Origin of the sequence: Paraburkholderia sp. SUR17, from assembly GCF_029536165.1 — a bacterium.
GTDB lineage: Bacteria > Pseudomonadota > Gammaproteobacteria > Burkholderiales > Burkholderiaceae > Paraburkholderia > Paraburkholderia kururiensis.
On the sequence record NZ_CP120508.1, the window covers coordinates 1,694,007 to 1,719,469 of the forward strand.

The following is a 25,463-nucleotide window of genomic DNA, read 5'->3' on the forward strand; positions in this document are numbered from 1 at the left end:
GCGCGCTGGCCGGTCCGCACGTTATGATGGTTCGGAGGTTAGAAAATGGCTGTGGCTGACATCAAGAAGGGCGCCGAGCAAAAGATGCAGCGCTCGATCGACGCATTCAAGAACGATCTGTCGAAGATCCGCACGGGCCGCGCCCACACCGGTCTGCTGGATCACATCCAGGTCGACTACTACGGCTCGCCGGTCCCCATCTCCCAGGTCGCGAACCTCACGCTCGTGGACGCCCGCACGATCGGCGTCCAGCCGTGGGAAAAGAAGATGGTGCCGGTGGTCGAGAAAGCGATTCGCGAATCGGATCTCGGTCTGAACCCGGCCTCTCAGGGCGACCTGATCCGCGTGCCGATGCCCGCGCTCACGGAAGAGCGCCGCCGCGAACTCACCAAGGTCGTGAAGAGCGAAGGCGAAACGGCGAAGGTCGCCGTGCGTAATCTGCGCCGCGACGCCAACGAGCAACTGAAGAAGCTCGTCAAGGACAAGGAAATCTCGGAAGACGACGAGCGTCGCGCCGGCGACGAGATCCAGAAGCTCACGGACCGCTTCGTCGCCGAGATCGACAAGATGGTGCAGACCAAAGAAGCGGAAATCATGACGGTCTGAGGCCGTCGGGCTTTCTTTGCGCCAGTGTTTTCCGTTCCCCAAGCAGTTTGAGTCCGACGGCCATGACCTATACCAGCTCAACCGTTCGCGTGCCTGATGTGACTGCTGTCCCGCGTCACATCGCGATCATCATGGACGGCAACGGCCGTTGGGCGACGCAGCGCCGGCTGCCGCGCGTCGCCGGTCATACGCGGGGCGTCGACGCGGTACGCGCCACGGTGGAAGCGTGCGCGCGCCGCGGGGTCCAGTACCTGACGCTGTTCGCGTTCAGCTCCGAGAACTGGCGCCGTCCGACCGACGAAGTCTCGTTCCTGATGCGTCTGTTCGTCACGGCGCTCGAACGCGAGATCGGCAAGCTCCATGCAAACGGTATCCGGCTGCGTGTGGTGGGCGATCTGTCGATGTTCGACGCCCGCATTCAGGACCTCATCCGCCGCGCGGAAACGAAAACCGCCCGCAACACGCGTCTCACGCTCACCATTGCAGCCAACTACGGCGGCCGTTGGGACATCATGCAGGCGACGAGGAAACTGGTCGAAGAGGCGGCGCAAACGGGCAATGTGGTGCCGGTCAACGAAGACACGTTCGCCCAGCATCTGGCCATGGCCTACGCGCCCGAGCCCGATCTCTTCATTCGCACCGGCGGCGAGCAGCGCATCAGCAACTTCCTGCTTTGGCAACTCGCCTATACCGAGTTCTACTTCACCGACACCTACTGGCCGGATTTCGACGCGGATGCGCTCGGCCACGCCATCGCTTCGTACGCGGAGCGCGAGCGGCGCTTCGGTCGCACCAGTGCGCAGCTGGAGCCGCAATCGCAAAACGTCGATCCTCTTCCATGCTAAAAACCCGTGTCATCACGGCACTCGTTCTGCTGGCTGTCTTCCTGCCGGTCACGCTGTTTGCGCCCATCGGCGCGTTCGGTGCGCTGATCGGCTTCGTCGTGGTGTTCGCCGCCTGGGAGTGGGCACGGCTTCTGAAGGCAGGCGGTGTGGTGCCCGTGCTGTACGCGGTGGTCGCCGGCCTCGCCGTGGTGGCCAGCACGCGCCTCTCCGATACGCGGCCGCTCTTCGAAGCGGCCGCGATCTTCTGGGTGATCGCCGGACCCTATACGCTGGTGCGCAAGCCGGCGCTTGCCGAGGGGGCCTGGCGGCCGTTCCTGTTCGTCGCGGGCCTCGTGCTGTTCGCGGCCTGCTGGCATGCGCTCGTAGCGGCTCGCGCAGCCGGCGTGGCGTTCGTGCTGTCGCTGCTGCTCGTCGTCTGGCTCGCCGATATCGGCGCATACTTCTCGGGTAAGGCCTTCGGCCGCCACAAGCTGGCGCCCGCCATCAGTCCCGGCAAGACCTGGGAAGGCGCCGCGGGCGGCTGGCTCGCGGTCATGGTCATCTCGACGGCCGCCGCGACACTGCACGCGTTCGAGCCGACCCTTTATTCAACGCTCTTCGCGCACGCGGGCCCTGTCCGGGCGCTCCTCGCGCTCACGGTGCTGGTCGCATTCAGCGTGGTGGGCGACCTGTTCGAGTCGCTGCTCAAGCGCCAGGCAGGCGTGAAGGACTCCAGCGGCCTTCTGCCGGGGCACGGCGGCGTCCTCGACCGTATCGACGCACTGCTTCCGGTGCTGCCGCTGGCCATGCTTATCGTCGGCCGCAGCGTCGGCTAGAGAAAGAATCATGCAAAAACGACTGACATTGCTCGGTTCCACGGGCTCGATCGGAGACAGCACGCTCGACGTCGTCGCGCGGCATCCGGAACGTTTCTCGGTCTACGCGCTTACGGCGCACGGCAACGGCGACAAGCTGGTCGAGCAGTGCCTGCGCTTCGCGCCCGAGGTGGCGGTTGTCGGCGACGCCGAAACCGCGGCGCGGGTGGAAGCGAAGCTGCGCGCCGCGGGAAGCAAGACCGAAGTCGCATGGGGCCCGCAGGCCCTCGTCGACGTCTCGAAGAGCGACGGGTGCGATACCGTAGTTGCGGCGATCGTCGGTGCGGCGGGCCTCGCTCCCACGCTTGCGGCTGCTCGCGCGGGCAAGCGCATCCTGCTCGCGAACAAGGAAGCCCTTGTGATGTCCGGCGCCATCTTCATGGATGCCGTGCGCGATCACCATGCAGTGCTCCTGCCCGTCGACAGCGAGCACAACGCGATCTTCCAGTGTCTGCCGCGCGAGGCGGCGCTGCACGGCGGCGTCTCGAAGATCATCCTGACCGCGTCCGGAGGTCCGTTCCGTACACGCGAACCCGCCACGCTCGCCAACGTGACGCCGGAAGAGGCGTGCAAGCATCCGAACTGGGTGATGGGCCGCAAGATTTCGGTCGACTCGGCCACGATGATGAACAAGGGCCTCGAGGTCATCGAGGCGCATTGGCTCTTCGGTTTGCCGGGTGAGCGCATCGACGTGCTGATCCATCCGCAGAGCGTGATCCATTCACTCGTCTCGTATGCCGACGGTTCGGTGCTCGCACAACTCGGCAACCCCGATATGCGCACGCCGATCGCGCATGCGCTCGCGTTTCCGGAACGCGTCGATTCGGGCGTCGCGCAGCTCGACCTTGCCGAAATCGCGACGTTGTCGTTCGAGAAGCCGAACTACGAGCGCTTCCCGTGTCTCGCGCTCGCCATGAAGGCGCTGGCCGAGGGCGGCGTGGCGAGCGCCGCGCTGAACGCGGCCAACGAGGTCGCGGTCGACGCTTTCCTCGCGCGCCGCATTTCCTTCATGGCTATCGCGCAGACTGTCGACGCCGTGCTCAACGCGCTGCCGAACCGGCGGGCCACGAGTCTCGACGATGTGCTGGATGCCGACGCGGCGGCTCGCCGGGCAGCGGCATCGTTCATCGACGGTTTGCCTGCCGGCGCGCGCCATCTGGAGCGCGTGGCGCAGTGAGGCGCTTATGAATCTGCTCACCGAACTGGTCGCCTTCATCGTTGCGATCGGCGTGCTCGTGGTCGTTCACGAGTATGGCCACTACAGCGTCGCGCGCTTGTGCGGCGTCAAGGTACTGCGTTTTTCGATCGGCTTTGGCAAGCCGCTCGCGCGTTGGGTGAGCAAGAAGACGGGCGTCGAGTGGGTGGTGGCGGCGCTGCCGCTGGGCGGCTACGTCAAGATGCTCGACGAGCGCGAGGTGGTCGAGGACGCGGTGCCGATTCCCGCTGAAGACCTGCCGCGTGCCTTCAACCGCCAGGCCGTCGGCAAGCGGATCGCCATCGTTGCGGCGGGGCCGTTTGCCAACTTCCTGCTTGCCATCGTCTTGTTCGCGGCCGTGTTCGCAACGGGTGTGACGGAGCCCGTCGCCATCGTAGCCGCCCCCCCCGCAGGGACCGTTGCGGCACAAGCCGGCTTCGAAGGCGGCGAGAAGATCGTTGCCATCCGCGATGCCAACGGCGCGCAGGCTGAGCCGGTGCGATCGTGGACCGATCTGCGCTGGAAGCTGCTGGGTGCCGCGCTCGACCACGAGCGCGTGGTGCTGTCGGCACGTGACGGACAGGGCACGTATGACTTCCCGGTCAACCTTGCAGGCCTCTCCAGTCAGGATCTCGACGACGACTTCATGTCGAAGCTCGGCTTCGACGTGGGTGGCGCGACGCTGCGCGTGGCGGCGGTCGAGCCGGGCAGCCCGGCACAGCGGGCGGGGCTTGCGGCCGGCGACACGCTGCGCCGCATGGACGGTCGTCCCGTGGACAGCGCGGAAAGCTTCATCGCGTATGTGAAGGCGCACGCCGGCAAGCCGGTGGTGCTGGAGGTGGAGCACGGTGCGCCGCAGCAAACGCAGCAGAAAGCGGGTGCGAGCGACGCCGCAAACAAGAGCGGGGAGCGCGCGCGCGCCGCCGCCGCCGTGCCGGTCCAGCCAACAAGCCAACTGACCGTCGTGCCCGCGTCGCAGCGCGATGACGAAACCGGCCAGAGCGTAGGCCGCATCGGCGCGGCGCTTGCCACAGACGCACCTTCGGTGGACGTTCATTACGGGCCGATCGAGAGCGTTCGCCTGGGCGCCACGCGCACCTGGGACATCGCGATCTACTCGCTGCGGATGTTCGGCCGCATGATTACGGGCGAAGCGTCGCTCAAGAATCTCTCGGGTCCGGTGACGATTGCCGACTACGCGGGCAAGAGCGCACGCCTCGGTCCCTCTGCATTCCTGTCGTTCCTGGCCCTTGTCAGCATCAGCCTCGGCGTGCTTAATCTGCTACCAATTCCGGTATTGGACGGGGGGCATCTGTTATATTATCTGGTTGAGGCTGTAACGGGCAAAGCCGTTTCCGATCGTTGGCAGCTGGTACTCCAGAGAGCGGGGCTTGCCTGCATCGTCGCCTTGTCGGCGATTGCGCTTTTTAACGATCTGGCTCGTTTAATCCACTTTTAAAGAAGTCCGGCGGCGTCCAGCGACAGCCGTCCGGTCTGATGCAGCTATACATACTGGGGAAGCACGTTGTTTAGACCTCATCGCTTGGTTCCGAAAACGGTTGTTGCCGCAGCGTTTGCGGCGCATGGACTGGTGGCACACGCAACGACACCTTTCGTGGTACAGGACATCCGGATCGAGGGGCTGCAGCGCGTCGAACCCGGCACCGTGTTTTCCTACCTGCCCATCAAGCAAGGCGAGACGTTCACCGACGAGAAGGCTTCCGAAGCCATCCGCGCGCTCTATGCGACGGGCTTCTTCAACGACGTGAAGATTGCCACCGAGGGCAGCGTCGTGATCGTCCAGGTGGCCGAGCGGCCCGCGATCGGCACCATCGACTTCTCCGGTCTGCACGAGTTCGACAAGGACAACCTCACCAAGGCGCTGCGCTCGGTGGGTCTCTCGCAGGGTCGTTACTACGACAAGGCGCTCGTGGATCGCGCCGAGCAGGAACTGAAGCGCCAGTACCTTACGCGCGGCTTCTACGCCGCCGAGGTCACGACCACGGTCACGCCGATCGACCGCAACCGCGTTGCGATCCTGTTCGCCGTGGTGGAAGGGCCGAGCGCGAAGATTCGCCAGATCAACTTCATCGGCAACAAGACGTTCAAGTCGAGCACGCTGCTCGACGAGATGCAACTCTCCACGCCGAACTGGTTCTCCTGGTACACCAAGAACGACCTGTACTCGAAGGAAAAGCTCACGGGCGACCTCGAGAACGTGCGCTCGTACTACCTGAACCGCGGTTACCTCGAATTCAACATCGAGTCGACCCAGGTCTCCATCTCGCCCGACAAGAAGGACATGTACCTGACCATCACGGTGCATGAGGGCGAGCCGTACACGGTGTCGAGCATCAAGCTCGCGGGCAATCTGCTCGACCGCGAGGCGGAGCTCAACAAGCTCGTCAAGATCAAGCCGGGCGACCGCTTCTCGGCCGAAAAGCTGCAGGCCACGACAAAGGCCATCGTCGACAAGCTCGGCGAATACGGCTATGCGTTCGCGACCGTGAACGCGGTGCCGCAGATCGATCAGGAACATCACAAGGTCGACCTCACACTGCAGGTGGACCCGAGCCGCCGCGTCTACGTGCGCCGCATCAATGTGAACGGCAACACGCGCACGCGCGACGAAGTGGTGCGTCGCGAAATGCGCCAGCTCGAAAGCTCGTGGTTCGATTCGAACCGCCTCGCACTGTCGAAGGACCGCATCAATCGTCTCGGCTACTTCACGGACGTGGATGTCACCACCGTCCCCGTGGAAGGCACCGCAGACCAGGTCGACGTCGACGTGAAGGTCACGGAAAAGCCGACCGGCGCGATCACGCTGGGCGCGGGCTTCTCGTCCACGGACAAGGTGGTGCTTTCGGCGGGCGTCTCGCAGGACAACGTGTTCGGCTCGGGCACGAGCCTCTCGGTCAACGTCAACACGGCGCGCAGCTACCGCACGCTGACGGTCACGCAGGTCGACCCGTACTTCACGGTGGACGGCATCAAGCGCATTACCGACGTCTACTACCGCACGTACCAGCCGCTCTACTACTCGACCAATTCGAGCTTCCGCATCATCACGGCCGGCGCCGACCTCAAGTTCGGCATCCCGTTCTCGGAAGTCGATACGGTGTACTTCGGCACGGGCTTCGAGCAGAACCGCCTCGACGTGGACTCGGCCACGCCGCAAAGCTATATCGACTACGTGAACAACTTCGGCCGCGTGTCGAGCAACGTGCCGCTCACGCTCGGCTGGTCGCGTGACGCGCGCGACAGCGCGCTCGTGCCGAGCCGCGGCTACTTCACGCAGGCGAACGCGGAGTACGGCACGCCGATCGCGGGTACCCAGTACTACAAGGCCGATATCCAGGCGCAGTACTATTACTCGTTTGCGCGCGGCTTCGTGCTCGGCTTCAACTTCCAGGGCGGTTACGGCAACGGCCTCGGCGGCAAGCCGTACCCGATCTTCAAGAACTACTACGCGGGCGGTATCGGTTCGGTGCGGGGCTACGAGCCGAGCTCGCTGGGTCCGCGCGACGCCAAGACGAACGACCCGATCGGCGGCTCGAAGCTGCTGGTGGGCAACATCGAGCTGACGTTCCCGCTGCCGGGCACCGGCTATGACCGCACGCTGCGTGTGTTCACCTTCCTCGACGGCGGTAACGTCTGGGGCACGGAAGGCAACAGCATCGGTGCGAACGGTCTGCGTTACGGCTACGGTGTCGGCCTCGCGTGGATCTCGCCCATCGGCCCGCTCAAGCTGAGCCTCGGCTTCCCGCTCGTGAAACACACGGGCGACCAGTATCAGAAGTTCCAGTTCCAGATCGGGACGGCGTTCTAATCGAGAGGATGACTTTGCTAACGGGTATGTCTTTCAAACGTGTGGCCTGGGCCCTGTCGCTGGCAGCGGCCTTGGGTGTGAGCGCCGCAGCCCACGCCCAGGAAGCGAAGATTGCGGCGGTCAATTCGGACCGTATCCTGCGCGAATCCGCTCCCGCCAAGGCCGCGCAGAGCAAGCTCGAGGCCGAGTTCGCGAAGCGCGACAAGGATCTGCAGGACATGGCGCAGCGCCTGAAGTCGATGTCCGATTCGCTCGACAAGAACGGCACGTCGTTGTCGGCCGCAGACCGCGCACAGAAGCAGCGCGACCTGTCGCAGCTCGATACGGACTTCCAGCGCAAGCAGCGCGAGTTCCGTGAAGACCTGAATCAGCGGCGCAACGAAGAACTCGCCGCGGTGCTCGACCGTGCGAACAAGGTGATCAAGCAGATTGCCGAGCAGCAGCACTACGACCTGATCGTGCAGGAAGCGGTGTACGTGAGCCCGCGCATCGACATTACCGACCAGGTGCTCAAGGCGCTTGCGGCGTCGGGCGGCAACGCCAACTGAAAAGCAGGAGCAGTACGCGCACCATGGCATTTACGCTCGAGGAAATCGTCCGGCGGTTCGGCGGTGAAGTAGTCGGCGACCCGTCGCATCGCGTGGGCAGCCTGGCTCCGCTGGATCAGGCTGGCCCGCTTCAACTGGCGTTCCTCGCGAACCCGAAGTACCTGTCGCAGGTCGAGACCACCCAGGCGGGCGCTGTCCTCATCTCGGCCGACGACCTCGCGAAGCTCGCGGCCCGCGAAGGCCGTAACTTCATCGTCACGCCGAATCCCTACGCTTATTTCGCTCGCGTGGCGCAGGCGTTCATCGACCTCGCCGCGCCCAAAGTGGCGCCGGGCGTGCATCCTTCCGCCACGGTCGATGCATCGGCGAAGATTGCCGCGAGCGCGGTGATCGGGCCCAACGTGACGGTCGAAGCGGGCGCTGTGATCGGCGAGAACGTGCGTCTCGACGCGAATGTGTTCGTCGGGCGCGGCACGCAGATTGGCGAAGGCTCGCATCTGTATCCGAACGTGGCGGTGTATTACGGCTGCCGCATCGGCGAGCGCGCGATCGTTCACGCGGGCGCCGTGATCGGCTCGGACGGTTTCGGCTTCGCCCCTGACTTCACGGGCGAGGGCGACGCGCGCACGGGCAGTTGGGTCAAGATTCCGCAAGTGGGCGGCGTCGCGATCGGGCCGGACGTGGAGATCGGCGCGAACACGACGATCGACCGCGGCGCGATGGCGGACACCGTGATCGAAGAATGCGTGAAGATCGACAACCTCGTGCAGATCGGTCACAACTGCCGCATCGGAGCGTACACCGTGATCGCCGGCTGTGCCGGCATCGCGGGCAGCACCACGATCGGGCGGCATTGCATGATCGGCGGCGCGGTCGGCATCGCGGGTCACGTGACGCTGGCGGACTATGTGATCGTCACGGCGAAGTCGGGCGTGTCCAAGTCGCTCTTGAAGCCGGGCATGTACACGAGCGCGTTCCCCGCCGTGGATCACGCCGACTGGAACCGCAGCGCCGCGCTGATGCGCAATCTCGACAAGCTGCGCGACCGGATCAAGGCGCTCGAAGCGGCTGCGGCCGCGAAGACGCCGGACGAAACGTAAGCGACGGCGCAGCCGCGCCGTCCCGCCAACGAGCGGAGGTCGCGGGAACCGCGTGTTCCCCGGCCGCATGAGCCTTTCCGCAGTCATCACCGCGCAGTCAATGCGTGAGCAGAAACACCATGAGCACCGAAAAGATCAATCTCGACATCCATAAGATTCTCACGCTGCTGCCGCATCGCTATCCGATCCTGCTCGTCGACCGGGTGCTCGAGCTCGAGCCGCACAAGAGCATCAAGGCGCTGAAGAACGTCTCGATCAACGAGCCGTACTTCATGGGGCATTTCCCGTCGCGTCCGGTCATGCCCGGCGTGCTGATTCTGGAGGCGCTCGCACAGACGGCGGCGCTCCTCACGTTCGCCGAGGCGCCGCAGGATCCAGAAAACACGCTGTACTACTTCGTCGGCATCGACGGTGCGCGCTTCAAGCGCGTCGTGGAGCCGGGCGACCAGCTGATTCTGAACGCTACGTTCGAGCGCTACCTGCGCGGCATCTGGAAGTTCAAGGCGCGCGCCGAGGTGGATGGCGTCGTGGCGGCAGAAGCCGAGCTGATGTGCACGGTCAAGAACGTCGAGCCGGGCAAGTAAAGGCGGCTGCGACAACGGCTGCCAAGGGCCTGCACGGGCAGGGCGCGAGTTGGCAGAACGAGAAGCAGCAGAACGAGAAGCGAGGACGCATGAGCAGGATTCATCCCACTGCGATCGTCGAGCCGGGCGCGCAGCTCGACGAAACGGTCGAAATCGGACCGTATGCGGTTGTTGGCGCGAACGTCACGATTGGCGCGGGCACCACGATCGGCTCGCATACGGTGGTCGAAGGGCACACCACGATCGGCGTGGACAACCGGATCGGCCATTTCGCGTCGGTCGGCGGCCGCCCTCAGGACATGAAGTACAAGGGCGAACCCACGCGGCTCGTGATCGGCGACCGTAACACCATTCGCGAATTCACCACGCTCCACACGGGCACGATTCAGGACACGGGCGTCACCGTCATCGGCGACGACAACTGGATCATGGCGTACGTGCACGTCGGACACGACTGCCGGCTCGGCAACAACGTGATCATGTCGAGCAACGCACAACTGGCGGGGCACGTGATCGTGGAAGACTACGCCGTGGTGGGCGGCATGTCGGGCGTGCACCAGTTCGTGCGCATCGGCGCGCATTCCATGCTGGGCGGCGCTTCGGCGCTCGTGCAGGACATTCCGCCGTTCGTCATCGCCGCGGGCAACAAGGCTGAACCGCACGGCATCAACGTCGAAGGGCTACGTCGCCGCGGCTTTTCGCCCGATGCGATCTCGGCGCTGCGTTCGGCCTACCGTCTGCTGTACAAGAATGGCCTGTCGCTCGAAGAGGCCAAGGTGCAGCTACGCGAACTCGCCTCGGCGGGCGGCGACGGCGACGCGCCGGTGAAGGCGTTCGTCGACTTCGTCGAAGCGTCGCAACGCGGCATCATCCGCTAGGCGATGGCGCTGCAGACCCGTCCGCTGCGGCTCGCGATGGTGGCCGGCGAACCGTCCGGCGACCTGCTGGCCGCGTCGCTGCTCAAGGGCCTGCAAGGGCGCCTCGAAGGCACGACGCAGTACTACGGCATCGGCGGCCCTCGCATGATCGCCGAGGGCTTCGAGGCGCACTGGCCCATGGAGAAGCTGACGGTGCGCGGTTACGTCGAGGCGCTGCGGCACATCCCCGAGATTCTCGGCATCCGTAACGAGCTGAAGCGGCAACTGCTGGCCGACCCGCCGGATGCGTTCGTCGGCGTCGATGCGCCCGACTTTAATTTCGGCCTCGAGCAACCGCTGCGCGAAGCGGGCATTCCCACGGTTCATTTCGTGTGTCCCTCGATCTGGGCGTGGCGCGGTGGCCGTATCAAGAAGATCGCGAAGTCGGTGGACCACATGCTATGCGTGTTCCCGTTCGAGACCGCGATTCTCGAGAAGGCGGGCGTGGCCGCGTCGTACGTGGGCCACCCGCTCGCCGACGAAATTCCCCTCGAACCCGACACGGTAGGCGCGCGTCGCGTACTCGGCCTGCCGGAGAGCGGTCCCGTCATCGCCGTGCTGCCCGGCAGCCGACGCTCGGAAATCGGCCTGATCGGACCTACGTTCTTCGAGGCCATGGCGCTCATGCAACAACGCGAGCCCGGCGTGCGCTTCGTGATGCCGGCGGCCACGCCGGCGCTGCGCGCGCTGCTGCAGCCGCTCGTCGACGCACATCCTGGGCTCGCGCTCACGGTGGTGGACGGCCAGTCGCAGGTCGCCATGACGGCCGCCGACGCGATCCTCGTGAAGAGCGGTACGGTCACGCTGGAAGCGGCGCTGCTGAAGAAGCCGATGGTCATCTCGTACAAGGTGCCCTGGCTCACGGGCCAGATCATGCGCCGCCAGGGGTATCTGCCTTACGTCGGGCTCCCCAACATTCTCGCGGGGCGCTTCGTCGTGCCCGAACTGCTTCAGCATTTCGCGACGCCCGAAGCGCTCGCGGATGCCACCTTGACCCAGTTGCGCGACGACGCGAACCGTCGCACGCTCAAGGAAATCTTCACGGAGATGCATCGCGTGCTGAAGCAGAACACGTCGCAGCGTGCTGCCGAAGTCGTGGCGGGCATTGTCGAAAAGCGCAGGAGGCGCGCATGACGGGCCGCCGGAAAACCGGTGGCCGCGCGACTCAGGCGGGGCTCGAGTTCAACGCACCGGAAGACATTGTCTGCGGCGTGGACGAAGCGGGCCGTGGGCCGCTCGCCGGTCCCGTGGTGGCGGCTGCGGTCATTCTCGATCGCGCGCGACCCATTCGCGGCCTCGACGACTCGAAGGTCTTGAGCGCAAAAAAGCGTGAAGCGCTCTACGAGAAGATCGTGACGCGAGCGGTGGCGTATTGCGTGGCGTCGGCATCGGTAGAGGAAATCGACACGCTGAACATCCTGCACGCCACGATGCTCGCGATGAAGCGCGCCGTGGAAGGTCTCGGCGTGACGCCGACGCTCGCGCGCATCGACGGCAACCGGTGTCCCGTGCTCGCGGTGCGAAGCGAAGCCGTGATCGGCGGCGACGCGCTCGTGCCCTCCATCTCGGCCGCGTCGATTCTCGCGAAGGTCACGCGCGACCGGATGCTGCTGGAGTTGCACGAAACCTTCCCGATGTACGGCTTCGACGCTCATGCGGGCTACGGTACGCCGCAGCACCTTGCCGCGCTGCGTGAGCATGGCCCGTGCGAGCACCACCGGCGGTCGTTTGCGCCGGTGCGCGAGGCCTACGCGCTGCACGGCCTGTCGTTGGTGGTGCCGGGCCGCGAAAACGTTGTGTCGGCGGTTGTTTCCGCAGGCGACGCGGATCTGGACGATGCGTTTGCCGTCGCGTCGGCTGATGGCCTCGCCGGCGTAGCCAAACGGCAGCGCCCGTCACAAGCGCAACCCCAGCCGGACGACGGTACCGCACCGTTCTGAATTACCTCGGCGCCGCATCGGCGCTGTTTCTTCGTCCCATCTTCTTGCCGCGCGCCCACCAGAGCCTTGTGGGCGCCCTCGTGAAAGCCCGTGAAAACGCTTACCTCGCGCGACAATCCGCTCTACAAACGCCTGAAGGCGCTGGCCGGCTCGACTCATCAGCAGCGGCGCAGTGGCCAGGCGCTGCTCGAAGGGTTTCATCTCGCGCGAGCCTACCTGGACGCGGCAGGCCAGCCGCAGACCTGCATCGTGACCGAAGGGGCGCTGCGCCATGACGAGGCGCAGGAAATCATCGCGCGCATCGATCCACAGCAAGTCGTGACGCTGCCCGATGCGCTCTTTGGCCAGTTATCCAATGTCGTGAACGGCGTGGGGTTGCTGCTGCTCGTCGACCGGCTTGTCCCCGAGATGCCCGAGCGCGTGGCGCAGACCTGCGTCGTGCTCGACGGCATTCAGGATGCGGGCAACGTGGGTTCGATTCTGCGCAGCGCGGCAGCGGCCGGCATCCAGCATGTCTTCTGCGGTCCCGGCACCGCGTACGCGTGGTCGTCCAAGGTGTTGCGCTCCGGCATGGGCGCGCATTTTCTGATGAAGATTCACGAGGACGTGGAGACGTCCACACTGATCGAGCGGCTCGACGTACCGGTGGCGATCACGGACTCGCACGGCAGCGCGGCGATCTACGACAGTGATTTGTCCGGGCCGCTTGCGTGGGTGTTCGGCAACGAAGGGGCGGGGGTATCGGCGGCGTGGCGTCAGGTTGCGGCTTACCGGATGACCATTCCGCAACCAGGCGGCATGGAGTCACTCAACGTCGCGGCGGCGGCGGCCGTGTGTCTCTTCGAGCAGTGCCGCCAGCAGCGGCACCGCGAATGAGCACGCTTCTTCGGGCGGCGGTCAGTACGCCGGCTTGTCCAGCCTGATTTCCTGCAGGATGGTGGTGGCGATTTCCTCGATCGACTTGTGCGTCGACGAGAGCCACTTGATGCCTTCGCGCCGCATCATCGCTTCGGCTTCGTTGATCTCGTAGCGGCAGTTTTCCAGCGCCGCGTACTTGCTGCCCGGGCGCCGCTCGTTGCGGATTTCGGAGAGGCGTTGCGGGTCGATGGAGAGCCCGAAGATCTTCGTCCGGTGCGCGAGCAGCGGCGTGGGCAGCTTGCCGCGTTCGAAGTCTTCGGGAATCAGCGGGTAATTGGCAGCCTTCACGCCGTACTGCATGGCGAGATAGAGACTGGTCGGCGTCTTGCCGCTGCGCGACACGCCGACGAGGATCACATCGGCATCCGTCAGATTGCGGTTCGACTGCCCATCGTCGTGGGCGAGCGAAAAGTTGATCGCCTCGATGCGGTTCTTGTATTCGTCGGTGTCCGCGTTCTGGTGGCCGCGGCCCATCGCGTGGCTCGACTTGAGTTCAAGCTCCTGCTCGAGCGGTTCGACGAAAGTCTGGAACATGTCCAGCACGAGCGCATTCGATCCCTTCACGATCTGGTTTGAGCCGCTGTTCACGAGCGTCGTGAAGACGATTGGCCGGCGGCCGTCGTGAATCGCCGATTCGTTGATCTTTTCGACGGTCACGTAGGCCTTCTCCGTAGAGTCGACGAACGGCACGCGCACGAGGCGGAACTTCTGATCGAACTGGGAGAGGATGGAATGCGCGAAGGTCTCGGCAGTGATTCCAGTACCGTCGGAGACGATGAATACGGTGGGCGGCATCGGTAGAAGCTAAAACGTCAAGCGCGGCAGCGCCCGGTGTGGCAAGGAGAAGGATCGGCCCGAAGGCCGCGCCTTGAAGGCCATGAACGCGAGGGATCGTGTTCGTGCACCCATTCGAGGCGTTGTTCGTGCCGGCTGACACATTTCGGCACTCGGCACGGTAGAATAGCGGCAACCTGTTGGATAAGCAATTGCAGGCGAACCACGCCGAATTGCCGTCGATCCCGCGTCGTTCTGTCGCAAATATGCACAGACTCGCGGTAATTTCGGCGAATCTTGCGCTTCATCGTGCTATCGCAGCCGGCTTTGCCGGCTCCCCGCAAGGCATAGCGCTGGAGGGTCGCCAGTAGCAGCGGCTGCAAGACCTCCGCCGCCGGCGATTGCTTCTCCAACAGGTTGCGCAAGGTGCGACACGCTTCCAATGAGCCTGTCGCGCGTAAGCCCACTTGCGCAATCGAGCATTTTTTTCACACTTAGGGGCTTGTATGACTAACGCAGTTAACGTCGCAAAGGATGAGGCGTATGTAGTTCCGTTCGAACAGTTGCGGATGACCGACGTGGAAATCGTGGGCGGCAAGAACGCGTCGCTCGGCGAGATGATCAGTCAGCTCGCCGAAGCCGGTGTGCGCGTGCCGACCGGTTTCGCCACCACGGCGCTCGCGTTCCGCGACTTCCTCCGACACAACAACCTCACCGAACGTATTGCGAAACGTCTCGACACGCTCGACGTCGACGACGTGAAGGCGCTTGCCGCCGCGGGCAAGGAAATCCGCGAGTGGATCGTGGCTGCGCCGATGCAACCTCGTCTCGAAGAGGAAATTCGCGCCCAGTTCGACACGCTGCAAAAGAGTTCGCCCGGCGAGCTGTCTTTTGCCGTGCGCTCGTCGGCTACGGCCGAAGACCTGCCCGACGCGTCGTTCGCCGGTCAGCAGGAAAGCTACCTCAACGTGGTCGGTATCGAAGACGTGCTCGACCGCATGAAGCACGTGTTCGCGTCGCTCTACAACGATCGCGCCATCTCGTATCGCGTCCACAAGGGCTTCACGCACGCGGAGGTCGCCCTGTCGGCCGGCGTGCAGCGCATGGTGCGCTCGGACGTGGGCGCGGCGGGCGTGATGTTCACGCTGGACACCGAATCGGGCTTCAAAGAGGCCGTGTTCATCACCTCGAGCTACGGCCTGGGCGAAACGGTCGTGCAGGGCGCGGTGAATCCGGACGAGTTCTACGTCTTCAAGACCACGCTCGCGCAGGGCAAGTCGCCCATCATCCGCCGCTCCATCGGCTCCAAGCTGATCAAGATGGAATTCACGCAGCCAGGCGAGCCGGGCCGTGTGAAGACCGTCGACGTGCCGCACGAGCAGCGCAACCGCTTCTCGATCACGGACGACGACGTCATCGAACTGGCGAAGTACGCGGTCATCATCGAAAAGCACTACCAGCGTCCCATGGACATCGAGTGGGGCAAGGACGGCCGCGACGGCAAGATCTTCATCCTGCAGGCGCGCCCTGAAACGGTGAAGAGCCAGTCGCACGGCAAGATCGAGCAGCGCTTCAAGCTCAAAGGCCAGTCGCCGGTGCTTGCCACGGGCCGCGCCATCGGCCAGAAGATCGGCGCGGGCCGCGTGCGCGTGATTCACGATCCGTCCGAAATGGAACGCGTGCAGCCCGGCGACGTGCTGGTGGCCGACATGACCGACCCGAACTGGGAGCCGGTGATGAAACGCGCCTCGGCGATCGTCACGAATCGCGGCGGCCGGACGTGTCACGCGGCCATCATCGCGCGCGAACTCGGCGTGCCGGCCGTGGTGGGTTGCGGCGACGCAACCGACGTGCTGAAGGACGGCTCGCTCGTTACCGTGTCGTGCGCGGAAGGCGACGAAGGCCGCATCTACGACGGCCTGCTCGAAACCGAAGTGACCGAAGTGCAGCGCGGTGAGCTGCCGCCGGTGCCGGTCAAGATCATGATGAACGTCGGCAATCCGCAACTCGCGTTTGACTTCTCGCAACTGCCGAACGAAGGCGTGGGTCTTGCGCGTCTCGAATTCATCATCAACAACAACATCGGCGTGCACCCGAAGGCGATTCTCGAGTATCCGAACGTCGACGCGGATCTCAAGAAGGCGGTGGAAAGCGTGGCGCGCGGCCATGCGTCGCCGCGTGCGTTCTACGTGGACAAGCTCGCGGAAGGCATTGCGACGATCGCGGCCGCGTTCTATCCGAAGCCCGTCATCGTGCGTCTGTCGGACTTCAAGTCCAACGAGTACAAGAAGCTGATCGGTGGGTCGCGTTACGAGCCGGACGAGGAAAACCCGATGCTGGGCTTCCGCGGCGCGTCGCGTTACATCGCGGAAGACTTCGCGCAGGCGTTCGAGATGGAGTGCATCGCATTGAAGCGCGTGCGCGAGGAGATGGGCTTGACGAACGTCGAGATCATGGTGCCGTTCGTGCGTACGCTCGGTCAGGCGGAGCGCGTGGTCGGTCTGCTCGCGAAGTTTGGTCTCAAGCGCGGCGAGAACGGCCTGCGTCTCATCATGATGTGCGAAGTGCCGTCCAACGCGATTCTGGCCGAAGAATTCCTGCAGCACTTCGACGGCTTCTCGATCGGTTCGAACGACCTCACGCAGCTCACGCTCGGCCTCGACCGCGATTCGGGCATGGAACTGCTGGCGGTGGACTTCGACGAGCGCGATCCCGCGGTGAAGTTCATGCTGAAGCGCGCCATCGACACCTGCCGCCGCCTCGACAAGTACGTGGGCATCTGCGGCCAGGGGCCGTCGGACCATCCGGACTTCGCGAAGTGGCTCGCCGACGAGGGTATCGCCTCGATTTCGCTGAATCCGGACACGGTCATCGAAACGTGGCAGGCGCTCGCCCAGGCGAAGTAATTCACGAGCGCACCTGCAGCGTTCGGCAAGTGCTGTCGCTTGCCGAACGCCGCGGCGAAGAAAGCGCCCGATTCGTGCTGCAACACGTGCTATAACACCCCGGTCAATCCGGGGTGTTTTCGTTTGGGGGGATCGTCGTGGCCATTCACGGACTGTTCTGGTGGGTCGGCGCGGGGGCGATGATCGTGCTGGAGTTGATGAGCGGCACGTTCTATCTGTTGATGATCGCGCTCGGCTTCATTGCCGCGGGGCTCGCGCAGTGGAGCGGCGCGCCAGTCGAAGTGCAGCTCGCCGTGGCTGCGCTGGTGGCGCTCGTCGCCGTGCTGGCGCTGCGTCGCTCGCGCTTCGGGCGGCTGCGGCGCAAAGACGCAGCGCACAATCCGGACGTCAATATCGACATCGGGTCGCCGCTCACGGTGACGGCCTGGCGCGACCGTCCGGCACGGGCGATGTACCGCGGCGCGCAGTGGGACGTGGAGCTCGCGCCGGGCGAACCGGAGGACGCGCACTTCTACGAGATCACCGCGCTGCGCGGCAGTTGCCTCGTCGTCGCGGCGCGCAAGCATGGGTCGCCCGCCTGACGGGGCGCAATAGAAAAAGCGCAGCACAACAAACGGAGAACAACCATGGAAATACCAGTCGTCGGGCTGATCGTGCTCGTGATCGTCGTGGTGCTGATCGCGCAGACCATCAAGATCGTGCCGCAGCAGCATGCATGGGTGCTGGAGCGGCTCGGGCGCTATCACGCCACGCTGACGCCGGGGCTCAACTTCGTGCTGCCGTTCATCGACCGCGTGGCCTATCGGCACGTGCTCAAGGAGATTCCGCTCGACGTGCCGAGCCAGGTTTGTATCACGCGCGACAACACGCAGCTCCAGGTGGACGGCGTGCTGTACTTCCAGGTGACGGACCCGATGAAGGCGTCGTACGGATCGAGCAACTTCGTCTTCGCCATCACGCAGTTGTCGCAGACCACGCTGCGCTCGGTGATCGGCAAGCTCGAACTCGACAAGACTTTCGAGGAGCGCGATTTCATCAATCACAGCGTGGTGTCCGCGCTCGATGAAGCTGCCTCCAACTGGGGCGTGAAGGTGCTGCGCTACGAGATCAAGGACCTCACGCCGCCGAAGGAAATTCTCCACGCCATGCAGGCGCAAATCACCGCGGAGCGCGAGAAGCGGGCGTTGATCGCCGCATCCGAGGGACGCAAGCAGGAACAGATCAACCTGGCCGCGGGCGCGCGCGAAGCGGCGATCCAGAAGTCCGAAGGCGAGCGGCAGGCGGCGATCAACCAGGCGCAAGGGCAGGCGGCAGCGATTCTCGCGGTGGCCGAGGCGAACGCGCAGGCCATCCAGAAAATCGCCGCGTCGATCCAGTCCGAAGGCGGCATGGAAGCCGTCAACCTGAAGGTGGCCGAGCAGTACGTGAACGCGTTCGGCAATCTCGCGAAGCAGGGCAACACGCTGATCGTGCCCGGCAATCTGGCCGACATGGGATCGATGATCGCCTCGGCGCTCACCATCGTGAAGGGCAAAGGCAGCGAGGTGCGCGGCAGCTAACCGCGCTGGAGCCTTCGCCATGCAAAACGGCCCGCATGTTGCGGGCCGTGCTGTTTTGCGGGGGGTGTCCGGCAATTCGCGCCGCGTTGTACGGCTTGCCGCCCGGAAAGAGGGCGGCTTCGACGACGTTCAGCCCGGCGTGCGCATGAGCCGCGCCTTTTCGCGTTCCCAGTCGCGCTTTTTCTCCGTCTCGCGCTTGTCGTGCTGCTTCTTGCCCTTCGCGAGGCCGATCTCGCATTTCACGCGGCCGCCCTTGTAGTGGAAGTTCAGCGGCACGAGCGTGTAGCCACGTTGCTCCACCTTGCCGATCAGCTTGCTGATCTCGTTGCCGTGCAGAAGCAGCTTGCGCGTGCGGACAGGGTCGGGCTTGATGTGCGTGGACGCTTCTGGCAGCGGGCTGATGTGCGCCCCGATCAGGAACAGTTCGCCGTCGCGAATCACCACGTAGCCTTCCTTGATCTGCGAGCGGCCCGCGCGTATCGCCTTGACTTCCCATCCTTCCAGCACGAGCCCCGCCTCGTAGCGTTCCTCGATGAAGTAATCGAAGAAGGCCTTCCTGTTGTCGATGATGCTCATGAAATATGGAAAGTGCCCAACTCGTTTAAAATTGTGATTTTAGCAAAGCGGGCCGGCAATCGTGGCGCGGGCCCGTCGCTGCTGCCCAATCCTCGCCGCCTGCCGTGCATTTATGGCTGATGTCCAGAAAACCGTGTTGATACGCCATTCGGCGGAACAGATGTTCGACCTCGTCACCGACGTTGCCGACTACCCCAACTTCCTGCCCTGGTGCGGTGGCGTGGAAATTCGCCACAAGGACGAAAACGGAATGGAGGCGCGCATCAACATCCATTTCAAGGGCATCAAGCTCCATTTCGCCACGCATAACACGCAGCAACGGCCCACGCGCATCGACATGGACTTCGCGGACGGCCCGTTTCGCAAGTTCACGGGCTACTGGCGCTTCACGCCGCTGCGCGCCGACGCCTGCAAGATCGAATTCGCGCTGCACTACGAATTCACGAGCATCGTGCTCGAGAAGATCATCGGGCCCGTCTTCAATCACATCGCCAACACGTTCGTGGAGTCGTTCGTGAAGCGCGCGGATCAGCGCTACGGGCGGGCGTGAGCGCGGCATGACTACCAAGCGGCTCACCATCGACGTCTGCTACGCGCTGCCCGACGCGCAGACACTCCTCACCGTCGACCTTCCCGAAGGCGCCACGCTGCGCGACGCGCTCGACGCGAGCGGCATTCTGTCGCGACACCCTGACATCGACCTCACGCGGCAGAAGACCGGGGTGTTCGGCAAGCTCAAGCCGCTCGACGCGCCGCTTGCCGATCACGACCGCGTGGAGATCTACCGGTCGCTGATCGTCGATCCGAAGCTGGCCCGTCAGCGGCGCGTCGACAAAACGCGCCGCGAAGGCTCGATCGAAGGGCGCAAATGGTTGCCCAAGGATTCGCGGTAAGCGGGCAGGTCGCGCCGCCTACGGAGCGCTTCCAGCGCTCCTTCAGTCCCGCCTCGCGCCGTGCGTCTTCAGAGCGCGATCCGTGCATCATCAATGCGCCGCAGCTTGCGCCTTTTCCTCGATCGACTGCCCGTCGCCCCCATCCTCGTTTCCGTGTTGGCGGACTGACCAGCTCACACCTGCCACCAGCAGCACGATGGCGGCAATCTCGAGCGGCCGCGGCAGCCGGTGGTCGTAGATAAACGCGTAGAGCAGCGCAAAGAGCGTCTCGAAGACGATCAACTGGCCGGAGAGCGTGAGCGGCAACCGCCGCGACGCCGCGTTCCATAGCCCATTGCCGAGCCACGACGCGCCGATCGCGAGCCCGAGATTCAAGGCCCAGAACAGATGCCAGCGCGGTGTCGGCAGCGCCGTCTGCACGGTGCCGGCGGGCAGTAGCGCGATAGCGCCCCACATGACGAGGCCGAGCGCGCCCGTCACCACGCCCCACAGCACCGACCATTCGTTGCCGCTGAAATGCTGGATGCGCCGCAGGCAGCGTGCGTTCTCGACTGCGAACCAGGTCCAGCACGCAAGCGCCCCCACCGCGCAGGCGATGCCGGCGAGTTTCGTCAGCGTGTCGTGACCCGCTGCGTCGCTCGCCGTGCCGCCCGTGGAGAACAGGTCAACGTTGATGCAGACGATGCCCGCCACCACCATCGCGAGCGGCCAGACGAGGCGTGAAAGCGGCACGGCGCCGTGGTCGCGCCGGCCGAGCAGGGTCACGCTCACCGGCAACACGCCGACAATCAGCGACGACGGTGCGATGCCGACCATGTGGACGGCACCCGTGAGCAGCAGGTAATAGAGCAGGTTGCCGACCACGGCGAGCTTGACCAGTGCGACGAGATCCTCGCGCGTGAGGCGGCCCGGTACGGTGCGGATCATCGGCAGCAGCGCCGCAAGCGAGACGAACCCGTACATCACGTAGCGGCCCGAACTCAGCAGGAAGGGCGAAAAATCCGATAATTGACGGGGTACGAGAAACACCATGCCCCATAACGCACCGGCGAGAACGCCGTACATCACACCGCGCTGCATCTGGAATCCCGGAAACGGTCAAACGAGGCGCGCAGCTTAACAGTATGGGCGGCGCGCGGTCTTGTTCGATCCTGCAACGGGCCGGTTGCGACCGAACGCAAAAACGAAAACCGATCGAACGGCAGGCGAACCGCAAAGCGAATTTTTCGCGCCGGACACCTCAAAAAATTTCGGCAAAACGTCGCTAAGCTGCTGTTCGTGCAGTGAAAACCGGGGAGGTATCGCGTATAATCTGCTTTTGCGCCTATAGGATTTGCCATGCGTCTGATCCAGAAAGCACTCACGTTCGATGATGTGCTCCTCGTCCCGGCCTTCTCCGACGTTCTGCCGCGCGACACCAGCCTGAAGACCCGCCTGACCCGCAACATCTCCCTGAACATCCCGCTCGTGTCCGCAGCCATGGACACCGTGACCGAAGGGCGGCTCGCCATCGCCATGGCGCAGCAGGGCGGCGTGGGCATCGTCCACAAGAACCTCACGCCTGCCGAGCAGGCGCGCGAAGTCGCAAAGGTCAAGCGCTTCGAGTCGGGCGTGGTGCGCGACCCCATCACCGTGCCGCCGCAGATGAAGGTGCGCGACGTCATGGCGCTTTCGCAGCAGCATGGCATTTCGGGTTTTCCGGTGGTCGAAGGCGCACAGTTGATCGGCATCGTGACCAACCGCGACCTGCGCTTCGAAACCCGCCTCGATGAACCGGTGCGCACGATCATGACGCCGCGCGAGCGGCTCGTCACCGTGAAGGAAGGCGCGCCGCTTTCCGAAGCCAAGTCGCTCATGCATAGCCACCGTCTGGAGCGCGTGCTCGTGGTGAACGACGCGTTCGAGCTGCGCGGCCTCATGACGGTCAAAGACATCACCAAACAAACCGAACACCCGGCCGCCTGCAAGGACGAGCACGGCAAGCTGCGCGCCGGCGCTGCGGTCGGCGTGGGCCCGGACAACGAAGAGCGGGTCGAACTGCTCGTGCAGGCCGGCGTGGACGTCATCGTCGTCGACACGGCGCACGGCCACAGCAAAGGCGTGCTGGAACGCGTGCGCTGGGTCAAGAAGAACTACCCGCAGGTCGAGGTGATCGGCGGCAACATCGCCACTGCGGACGCCGCGAAGGCGCTCGTCGAATACGGCGCGGACGCAGTGAAGGTCGGCATCGGCCCCGGCTCCATCTGCACGACGCGCATCGTGGCGGGCGTGGGCGTGCCGCAGATCAGCGCAATCGCGAACGTTGCGGACGCGCTGCGCGGCACCGGCGTGCCGGTGGTCGCGGACGGCGGCGTGCGCTACTCGGGCGACGTCTCCAAGGCCATCGCGGCCGGCGCGAACGCCGTGATGATGGGCAGCATGCTGGCGGGCACCGAAGAGTCGCCGGGCGACGTGTTCCTGTACCAGGGGCGTCAGTACAAGTCGTACCGCGGCATGGGTTCGGTAGGTGCGATGAAGGACGGCGCCGCGGACCGCTACTTCCAGGACAACTCCGCCAACATCGACAAGCTGGTGCCGGAAGGCATCGAAGGTCGAGTCGCCTATAAGGGCTCGGTCAACGCGATCCTGTTCCAGCTGATCGGCGGCGTGCGAGCCAGCATGGGCTACTGCGGTTGCCGCACTATCGAGGAAATGCACGAGAAGGCCGCATTCGTCGAAATCACGGCGGCGGGCATGCGCGAGTCGCACGTGCATGACGTGCAGATCACCAAGGAAGCGCCGAACTACCACGTGGACTGACGCCAATGAAGCCACTGCTGCGCGCTGTGCTGATTGTCGATGCGCTGTTGCTGCTGACGTTCGGGGTGCTGTTTCTGCTTACGCCCTGGACGTCGCTCTACAACGCCTTGCAGCTCGTGCAGCCGCAGCCGGCGTTCGTCGGCCAGGCGTTCGGCGTCGCGCTCGTCGGGCTGGCCTGGCTCGCCTTGCATGCGTCGATCGACGGGGCGATGACGTCTACGGTGGCCAAGGTGGCGGGGCACGTCGAGTGGCTGAGCGGCGTGGTGATGCTGGTCTGGCTGATCGGCCTGCATACGCCGTCGTTGACGGGATTCGGACAGCTCGTGGCCGGGCTCGCCGCTGTGGGGTTGCTCGTACTCGGACTGGGTAGCGTGCGGCTGGCCTCGGCCGTACGCAGGCGCGAGAAGGCACGCGTGGCAGAAGACGCGACGGCTGCCCGTTCTGCGAAGCCGGCGCCGCAAAGCGCGCCTGCCGTCAGCGGAAGTGAGCCCGCATTCAATGCCGCACGCTATCGGGTTGAGCCCGCCGTAGTCGAGCCGGCTCGCCCCGAACCGGCGCCCGTTTATCACTCGGCGAGCGCTGCGCCAGGCCCTTCGGCAACCATGAGCGAAGCGCCTGTGAGTCCGGCTACCGGCCACCCTGTCGAACCCGGTCTCACCGCTGCCGCGGGGCGCGACGAGACGCAGGAAAGGGCGAGTGCAGCGGCCGGCCAGGGGGCGGCGAGCGAGACGACGGCGGCTGGAAGCACCACCAGCGCAGCCCGCGACGAAGCCCGCAGGGAGGCCGCGGGCGCCCCGCGGCCGCCGTTCCATGGCTGACGCCACGCGAAAGACTCGGCCCGCTCCAAAGCAGTCGCAATCCGTCCGCGCCCGGCACTACGCACTGAAAAGTACGCACTGAAATCCATGCCGCGCATCGTGCGCGGTTTTTTGTATCCGTTCTTTCTTAGATTCCGTCCGCTGCCATGCACGACAAGATCCTGATTCTCGACTTCGGTTCGCAAGTCACCCAGCTGATTGCACGACGTGTGCGCGAAGCCCACGTGTATTCGGAAATCCATCCGTACGACGTCGACGACGCCTTCGTCCGCGAGTTCGCGCCGAAGGGCATCATCCTTTCGGGCGGCCCGAATTCGGTCACCGAAACCGATACGCCGCGCGCCCCGCAAGCGGTGTTTGAACTCGGCGTACCCGTGCTCGGCATCTGCTACGGCATGCAGACGATGGCCGAGCAGCTGGGCGGCAAGGTGGACGGCGGTCACGTGCGTGAATTCGGTTACGCCGAAGTCCGGGCGCGCAACCACACGAAGTTCCTGGAAGGCATCGAAGACTTCAGCACGCCGGAAGGTCACGGCATGCTGAAAGTCTGGATGAGCCACGGCGACAAGGTCACGGAAATGCCCGAAGGCTTCAGGCTGATGGCCTCCACCGAGTCGTGCCCGATCGCCGCGATGGCCGACGAATCGCGTCATTTCTACGGCCTGCAGTGGCACCCTGAAGTCACGCACACGGTTCAAGGCCGCGCGATGCTCGAACGCTTCGTGCTCGGCATCGTGGGTGCGAAGGCGGATTGGGAGATGGGCCACTATATCGACGAAGCCGTCGCGAAGATTCGCGAGCAGGTGGGCGACGAGCACGTCATTCTGGGCTTGTCGGGTGGCGTCGATTCGTCAGTCGCTGCCGCGCTGCTGCATCGCGCGATTGGCGACCAGCTCACGTGCGTGTTCGTGGATCACGGTCTGCTGCGCCTCAACGAGGCCGAACAGGTCATGGCGACCTTCGCCGACCACCTCGGCGTGAAGGTCATTCATGTGGACGCGAGCGAGGCGTTTCTGTCGAAGCTCGCGGGCGTGACGGATCCGGAGGCGAAGCGCAAGATCATCGGCGCTGAATTCGTCGAGGTGTTCCAGGCCGAGGCGGGCAAGCTCAAGGATGCGAAGTGGCTTGCCCAGGGCACGATCTATCCGGACGTGATCGAGTCCGCGGGCAAGGGCAAGAAGGCCGCGCACACCATCAAGAGCCACCACAACGTAGGCGGTCTACCAGAAACGCTGAACCTCAAGCTGCTCGAACCGCTGCGCGAACTCTTCAAGGACGAGGTGCGCGAGCTGGGCGTGAAGCTTGGTCTGCCGCACGAGATGGTGTACCGCCATCCGTTCCCGGGTCCGGGCCTCGGCGTGCGCATTCTCGGCGAAGTGAAGCGCGACTTCGCGGACCTGCTGCGCCGCGCGGATGCGATCTTCATCGAAACGCTGCGCACCACCATCGACAAGGAAACCGGCAAGTCGTGGTACGACCTCACGAGCCAGGCGTTCGCGGTGTTCCTGCCGGTAAAGAGCGTGGGCGTGATGGGCGATGGCCGCACCTACGAATACGTGGTGGCGCTGCGCGCGGTGCAGACGCTCGACTTCATGACCGCGCATTGGGCGCACCTGCCGCACGAATTGTTGGGGCGCGTCTCGAACCGGATCATCAACGAGGTGCGCGGGATCAATCGCGTGGTGTACGACATCTCGGGGAAACCGCCGGCGACGATTGAGTGGGAGTAGGCGGTAAAAAAATTATAATGAAATCAATGACTTGAAATTTCGCGCGAAACTTTTACTTGTTCCGGCGTATAT

24 protein-coding genes are annotated in these 25,463 nt (G+C 64.6%); 21 read left to right on the plus strand and 3 right to left on the minus strand.

Annotated features, from left to right (window positions below; all coding sequences use genetic code 11):
- The first annotated feature begins 45 nt into the window (after positions 1 to 45).
- From frr to P2869_RS07590, 13 genes are all read left to right on the plus strand, one after another.
- Positions 46 to 606: a ribosome recycling factor gene (frr, locus tag P2869_RS07530; protein WP_017778140.1), complete on the plus strand. Its 561-nt coding sequence runs from the start codon at positions 46 to 48 to the stop codon at positions 604 to 606.
- A 62-nt stretch (positions 607 to 668) separates the two neighbouring features.
- Positions 669 to 1,451, plus strand: coding sequence for a polyprenyl diphosphate synthase (gene uppS / locus P2869_RS07535; RefSeq protein WP_026122117.1), 783 nt, complete (start codon positions 669 to 671; stop codon positions 1,449 to 1,451).
- A complete protein-coding gene (locus P2869_RS07540; RefSeq protein ID WP_277597908.1) occupies positions 1,445 to 2,266 on the plus strand; it encodes a phosphatidate cytidylyltransferase in 822 nt (273 codons plus the stop codon). The genes uppS and P2869_RS07540 overlap by 7 nt, the downstream gene beginning before the upstream one ends.
- Positions 2,267 to 2,276: 10 nt before the next feature.
- Complete coding sequence (locus tag P2869_RS07545; RefSeq protein ID WP_277597909.1) at positions 2,277 to 3,482, plus strand: 1-deoxy-D-xylulose-5-phosphate reductoisomerase; 1,206 nt, start codon at positions 2,277 to 2,279, stop codon at positions 3,480 to 3,482.
- A gap of 7 nt (positions 3,483 to 3,489) precedes the next feature.
- A complete protein-coding gene (gene rseP / locus P2869_RS07550; protein ID WP_277597910.1) occupies positions 3,490 to 4,959 on the plus strand; it encodes an RIP metalloprotease RseP in 1,470 nt (489 codons plus the stop codon).
- Positions 4,960 to 5,025: 66 nt separating this feature from the next.
- Complete coding sequence (gene bamA, locus P2869_RS07555) at positions 5,026 to 7,329, plus strand: outer membrane protein assembly factor BamA (protein ID WP_126875650.1); 2,304 nt, start codon at positions 5,026 to 5,028, stop codon at positions 7,327 to 7,329.
- A gap of 14 nt (positions 7,330 to 7,343) precedes the next feature.
- A complete protein-coding gene (locus P2869_RS07560; RefSeq protein WP_026122120.1) occupies positions 7,344 to 7,877 on the plus strand; it encodes an OmpH family outer membrane protein in 534 nt (177 codons plus the stop codon).
- 23 nt (positions 7,878 to 7,900) lie between these two features.
- Complete coding sequence (lpxD, locus tag P2869_RS07565; RefSeq protein ID WP_126875649.1) at positions 7,901 to 8,977, plus strand: UDP-3-O-(3-hydroxymyristoyl)glucosamine N-acyltransferase; 1,077 nt, start codon at positions 7,901 to 7,903, stop codon at positions 8,975 to 8,977.
- 119 nt (positions 8,978 to 9,096) lie between these two features.
- Positions 9,097 to 9,561, plus strand: coding sequence for a 3-hydroxyacyl-ACP dehydratase FabZ (gene fabZ / locus P2869_RS07570; RefSeq protein ID WP_017778148.1), 465 nt, complete (start codon positions 9,097 to 9,099; stop codon positions 9,559 to 9,561).
- Between the two features lie 89 nt (positions 9,562 to 9,650).
- Positions 9,651 to 10,439, plus strand: a complete 789-nt coding sequence (gene lpxA / locus P2869_RS07575; protein WP_017778149.1) for an acyl-ACP--UDP-N-acetylglucosamine O-acyltransferase — start codon at positions 9,651 to 9,653, stop codon at positions 10,437 to 10,439.
- Between the two features lie 3 nt (positions 10,440 to 10,442).
- Positions 10,443 to 11,612 (plus strand): lipid-A-disaccharide synthase, encoded by a 1,170-nt coding sequence (gene lpxB / locus P2869_RS07580; RefSeq protein WP_017778150.1) that lies wholly within the window; start codon positions 10,443 to 10,445, stop codon positions 11,610 to 11,612.
- Positions 11,609 to 12,418 carry a ribonuclease HII gene (rnhB, locus tag P2869_RS07585; protein WP_017778151.1) on the plus strand — a complete coding sequence of 270 codons (810 nt, stop codon included), beginning with the start codon at positions 11,609 to 11,611 and terminating at the stop codon, positions 12,416 to 12,418. The genes lpxB and rnhB overlap by 4 nt, the downstream gene beginning before the upstream one ends.
- A 90-nt stretch (positions 12,419 to 12,508) precedes the next feature.
- Positions 12,509 to 13,294 carry an RNA methyltransferase gene (locus P2869_RS07590; protein WP_277597911.1) on the plus strand — a complete coding sequence of 262 codons (786 nt, stop codon included), beginning with the start codon at positions 12,509 to 12,511 and terminating at the stop codon, positions 13,292 to 13,294.
- 21 nt (positions 13,295 to 13,315) lie between these two features.
- Here P2869_RS07590 and P2869_RS07595 read toward each other — a convergent pair whose 3' ends face one another.
- Positions 13,316 to 14,131, minus strand: coding sequence for a pyruvate, water dikinase regulatory protein (locus P2869_RS07595; protein WP_017778153.1), 816 nt, complete (start codon positions 14,129 to 14,131; stop codon positions 13,316 to 13,318).
- Positions 14,132 to 14,616: 485 nt separating this feature from the next.
- Between P2869_RS07595 and ppsA the strand changes: the two genes are divergently transcribed.
- The 3 genes from ppsA (at position 14,617) to P2869_RS07610 (ending at position 18,575) form a co-directional block, all read left to right on the plus strand.
- Positions 14,617 to 17,016 carry a phosphoenolpyruvate synthase gene (ppsA, locus tag P2869_RS07600; RefSeq protein WP_026122121.1) on the plus strand — a complete coding sequence of 800 codons (2,400 nt, stop codon included), beginning with the start codon at positions 14,617 to 14,619 and terminating at the stop codon, positions 17,014 to 17,016.
- Positions 17,017 to 17,153: 137 nt separating this feature from the next.
- Positions 17,154 to 17,597 (plus strand): NfeD family protein, encoded by a 444-nt coding sequence (locus P2869_RS07605; protein ID WP_277597912.1) that lies wholly within the window; start codon positions 17,154 to 17,156, stop codon positions 17,595 to 17,597.
- Between the two features lie 45 nt (positions 17,598 to 17,642).
- Positions 17,643 to 18,575, plus strand: a complete 933-nt coding sequence (locus P2869_RS07610) for a stomatin-like protein (protein ID WP_017778156.1) — start codon at positions 17,643 to 17,645, stop codon at positions 18,573 to 18,575.
- Between the two features lie 129 nt (positions 18,576 to 18,704).
- On the opposite strand, the gene smpB is transcribed toward P2869_RS07610, so the two are convergent.
- A complete protein-coding gene (gene smpB / locus P2869_RS07615; protein ID WP_017778157.1) occupies positions 18,705 to 19,151 on the minus strand; it encodes an SsrA-binding protein SmpB in 447 nt (148 codons plus the stop codon).
- 112 nt (positions 19,152 to 19,263) lie between these two features.
- On the opposite strand from smpB, the gene P2869_RS07620 reads away from it, so the two are divergent.
- Positions 19,264 to 19,701: a type II toxin-antitoxin system RatA family toxin gene (locus P2869_RS07620; RefSeq protein WP_026122123.1), complete on the plus strand. Its 438-nt coding sequence runs from the start codon at positions 19,264 to 19,266 to the stop codon at positions 19,699 to 19,701.
- Positions 19,702 to 19,708: 7 nt separating this feature from the next.
- Positions 19,709 to 20,044 carry an RnfH family protein gene (locus tag P2869_RS07625; RefSeq protein WP_277597913.1) on the plus strand — a complete coding sequence of 112 codons (336 nt, stop codon included), beginning with the start codon at positions 19,709 to 19,711 and terminating at the stop codon, positions 20,042 to 20,044.
- A gap of 90 nt (positions 20,045 to 20,134) precedes the next feature.
- Here P2869_RS07625 and P2869_RS07630 read toward each other — a convergent pair whose 3' ends face one another.
- Positions 20,135 to 21,124 (minus strand): DMT family transporter, encoded by a 990-nt coding sequence (locus P2869_RS07630; RefSeq protein ID WP_017778160.1) that lies wholly within the window; start codon positions 21,122 to 21,124, stop codon positions 20,135 to 20,137.
- A 258-nt stretch (positions 21,125 to 21,382) separates the two neighbouring features.
- Here P2869_RS07630 and guaB point away from each other — a divergent pair, with 258 nt between their 5' ends.
- The 3 genes from guaB (at position 21,383) to guaA (ending at position 25,391) form a co-directional block, all read left to right on the plus strand.
- Positions 21,383 to 22,843, plus strand: coding sequence for an IMP dehydrogenase (gene guaB, locus P2869_RS07635; protein WP_017778161.1), 1,461 nt, complete (start codon positions 21,383 to 21,385; stop codon positions 22,841 to 22,843).
- 5 nt (positions 22,844 to 22,848) lie between these two features.
- Positions 22,849 to 23,661, plus strand: a complete 813-nt coding sequence (locus P2869_RS07640) for a hypothetical protein (protein ID WP_277597915.1) — start codon at positions 22,849 to 22,851, stop codon at positions 23,659 to 23,661.
- A gap of 146 nt (positions 23,662 to 23,807) precedes the next feature.
- Positions 23,808 to 25,391, plus strand: a complete 1,584-nt coding sequence (gene guaA, locus P2869_RS07645; protein WP_017778163.1) for a glutamine-hydrolyzing GMP synthase — start codon at positions 23,808 to 23,810, stop codon at positions 25,389 to 25,391.
- Positions 25,392 to 25,463 lie beyond the last annotated feature (72 nt).